Source organism: Sphingopyxis sp. (assembly GCF_036261875.1).
Classification (GTDB): Bacteria; Pseudomonadota; Alphaproteobacteria; order Sphingomonadales; family Sphingomonadaceae; genus Sphingopyxis.
In genome coordinates this window covers 1-3347 of sequence record NZ_DATAJZ010000016.1, presented here as the reverse complement: position 1 = coordinate 3347, position 3347 = coordinate 1, and the positions used below count along the sequence as shown (strand labels likewise).

Annotated in this window: 4 protein-coding genes; 1 reads left to right on the top strand and 3 read right to left on the bottom strand. The window is 60.6% G+C overall.

What is annotated here, in order from left to right; all coding sequences use genetic code 11:
* Positions 1 to 67: 67 nt before the first annotated feature.
* Positions 68 to 970 carry a NotI family restriction endonuclease gene (locus tag VHO04_RS08605; protein ID WP_329627938.1) on the bottom strand — a complete coding sequence of 301 codons (903 nt, stop codon included), beginning with the start codon at positions 968 to 970 and terminating at the stop codon, positions 68 to 70.
* Positions 970 to 2202 carry a DNA cytosine methyltransferase gene (locus tag VHO04_RS08600; RefSeq protein ID WP_033455136.1) on the bottom strand — a complete coding sequence of 411 codons (1233 nt, stop codon included), beginning with the start codon at positions 2200 to 2202 and terminating at the stop codon, positions 970 to 972. Before VHO04_RS08600 ends, VHO04_RS08605 begins: the two co-directional genes overlap by 1 nt.
* Before the next feature lie 77 nt (positions 2203 to 2279).
* Between VHO04_RS08600 and VHO04_RS08595 the strand changes: the two genes are divergently transcribed.
* Positions 2280 to 2747: a DUF6118 family protein gene (locus tag VHO04_RS08595; protein ID WP_237751948.1), complete on the top strand. Its 468-nt coding sequence runs from the start codon at positions 2280 to 2282 to the stop codon at positions 2745 to 2747.
* Between the two features lie 19 nt (positions 2748 to 2766).
* On the opposite strand, the gene VHO04_RS08590 is transcribed toward VHO04_RS08595, so the two are convergent.
* Positions 2767 to 3347 (bottom strand): TetR/AcrR family transcriptional regulator (locus VHO04_RS08590; protein WP_329627937.1); only part of this gene is annotated, 581 nt, incomplete at its 5' end.

The window sequence follows — 3347 nt, the reverse complement described above, 5'->3', positions numbered from 1 at the left end:
CAGGAACGGCGGCGCTGATGGTGGCGGTTTCGCTGCTCACGTCTTTTCCTTTTCTCGGCTGCAACCTTTAGCCTAGAGCGGCCTCAATAGCGGTTTTATAGACGTTTTCATCCGGCAAGGTGACGTTGTTGAACGCCTCTTGCACCTTGTAAACCGTGGTCGAATGTGGCGGCAGTGCTTTCAGCGGCACCGTGGCCCCGTCGATGATGCCTGCTTCTTCGTGTTCATAGGCAAGAAACGTGATCGAGGCCGGTTGCAAGGCATAGCGGATCAAACCGGCGACGCCACCAAGGCGGGCCATGATTCTCGTGTAAACGGGTTGCGGGCAGACGAAGAACAAACCTTTCCGGCACAACTCTTCACGTTGCAGCACCTGGCCCTTGTAGATCAGTTGGGGAAGGATGCGTTTATTGACGTTTTCCCAATTCAAGCCCGCCGTCGTCGCCGGGTTCGTGCGTTCTGGCGTGAGCAGGGCTTCCCGACCGTTGCGGTAGTTGCCCGTTGTGTCGATGGTCTGAACTTCGACGGCGACAAACTCTTTCAGCTTGCCATTGGCATCAAGCAACGCCAGCACCCAATCCACGAAGTAACTGCCCGCGCCGTCCTTTTGCGGTAAGCGCAGCTCGCCGCCCCAGCGTTTGCCGAACACGGCTACGACTGGTGCTTGTTTCGCCCGCGCCCGTGCTGATGCTTGCCGGCCCGCGATCAGCTCTAAATCGTCGTCAAACGCGATCTTTGCCACGTCATACAGGGCACGGTACTTGTCCGCGTACAAGCGGATAGGACAGCAAATAACCGGGCCGGAAGTTACCGGCTTGATGGTGCAAACGCCGGCGATGGCCCCGTCACTTAACCGCTTTTCGCACACTTCGGACAAGTAGGGGCATTGTTTGTCCGTCGCGGCGGCCACCGCCGCCGGAGAGTGGTCATCGGAGCGATAACCGAAGAACTCCCAAATCTTCCCCGCCACTACGCCACCCGTACTTTGCGCTCGTTCTTGCGGACACTCCCCAGCACCTGGGCGATGGCTCGCCCGACGGCTGCACCCAGCAGCGGCGGCACGGCGTTACCCACCTGTTCGTATTGCTCAACCCGTGACCCGCAGAAAACGTAGGTGTCAGGGAAGGACTGGATGCGTGCCGCTTCGCGCACGGTAAAGGCTCTGTCCTGCTCGTAATGGAAGTAAGCGCCCCAATGCGGATCGCACTTGGTCAGGATGGTGGATGCGAGGCCGTCAGGATTGACCCGACCGTAACGCTTCGTGTGGTCACTGCGCCGCGCCATGCGCATCCCGCGTGGCAACAGGGCTTCGGGAATATCCGTCCAGTTCCCGCCCGGCGGAATGTGCGTCATGCGTTCAAGGTTGATCTTGCTCAACCGGGCGGCCTCGTGACACGTCACGCCCGTTGAACCTGCCCGCATCAATTGTTGATACGGGTTATCCGCCGGGTGCCGGTAGTCTTTGACCTGTTCGCCAATCTCGCCGTTATGCAGGGCTGGCAAGTCGCCAATGGCATCCTTGACCGTGACGTGTGACGGCAATTCCAGGGAGCGCGGCAAGTTCACCAAGTTTTTCCCGGCGAATTGCGAGGTGAAATTCACCCGAACCGGCGCTTGGCGCAGCGGCTCCGGGAACAGCGCCATCGGATCGACGCCGCAGCGACTGCCAAGGATGATTGTGCGCCAGCGGGTTTGCGGCACGCCGTAATGCGGCGCGTACAGAATCCGCACGTCGGCGTCGTAGCCGAGCTGCTTCAATGATTCCAAGATCGCATCCAGCGTTGCGCCGCCTTCAAACGACACCATACCAGGGACGTTCTCGATCAAGACCGCGCGCGGCTGAAATTCGGTGACAAACCGCAGGTATTCGCGGAACAGGTGGTTCCGTGAATCCTCGGTGGAACGCTTGGGCGCGTTGATCGAAAAGCCCTGGCAGGGTGGGCCGCCAGCGATCAAATCCAGTTCGCCCCGCTTCAAGCCCAATAGTTTTCGGACTTTGCGCGCATCGACCTTGCGAATGTCCCGGCTATCGACCTGCGTGGCCGGATGGTTGGCGGCGTAGGTTTGCGCATAGCGCGGGGAAATCTCGTTTGCGTAAAGCGACGTGAAACCGGCTTCGCGCAGTCCTTCGGACAGTCCGCCCGCGCCTGCAAACAAGTCGAGCGAGGTCAAGCGCCCTTCCAAAGAATTAAGTTGGCTCATATCGCTTTTCTCTTTGTTGATTGACGTGGCTTCCTGGCTGCTGGTGCCGTGAACATATCGGGTTGCAAGCCGCCTTGATGCCGGTCGGCGAATGCCTGCATGAACTCGCGCAACACTTCCGACGCACTCCTGTTTTCGGCCAAGCAAGCCCCTTGGAACGCCTCGCGGAGTTCCCTTTCAACACGGATACGGAGGCCAGCGTCTTTGCTCGACATAGAGCGACAGTATCGCATGGATACACGTTTGTGTATCCAAAAAATCGCCACTTCGTCGCATATATCCTGATTTTGCTGTTGCCGCGTTTCCTGCCCTTCTCGGCCGACACCCATGTTGCGGCGACCGTCATAGGTCAGGACCGATGGAACGCCGGCGTCACCATGATGCGGGTGGCCGATCCCCGAAGCTGGCGCGGCGTGGCCGATTCCTCGCAGCTCGTGCGCGACAATGCCGAGGCGATCGGGCAATGCGCCGAGGCCGCGCGCACGGCCGGTTCAGATCAGCAATGCACCATCACCGTGAAAGCGCCGGCAGCACCGGCGCAGTAGGGTTGTGGGGGGACACCAGTTATTTCGGGAGGTTTTCTTCCGCCTCAACAGGTCCGGCGGCCATCGCGACGAGGCGCGCCGCGATACGCTTGCGCAGTTGCTCGGGGAGCGGGCGCGACGACAGCGCCTCGTGAATCCACAGCCCATCGGCGGCAAGGCGCGAAATGAACCTGTCCAACTCGGCAGCGTCGTTTCCAATCGGCGCAGGAGGTGCCCAGCGGTCGATGACCTGTTGCCACAGATCGCCAAGCTGCCGATTGTCGGAGCTTTCCAGCATGAGCAGTAGTTCGACCCGCCGGGCAGCTCTTGCGCAGGTGTTGATGTAGGCGGCGTGTCGTTCGGCGTCTGTCGCCCTGTCCGAGGTGTTGCCGGCGCTCGCTTCCAGCTCCTGTTCCCATGAGCGAGTCAGATGCTCATGGGTGGCGAGGATCAGGGCTTCGCGCGACGGGAAATGATACAGAAGGCCGGCGCGTGTCATGCCGGTTTCGAGCGCTACGGCGTCGAGGGTGACGGCGGTGAGGCCGTCACGCTCGATGATGCTCACAATGGCTTCAAGCACTTCGAGGCGCTTGCTGGCTCTCGCCATGTCGGCTTCCTTAG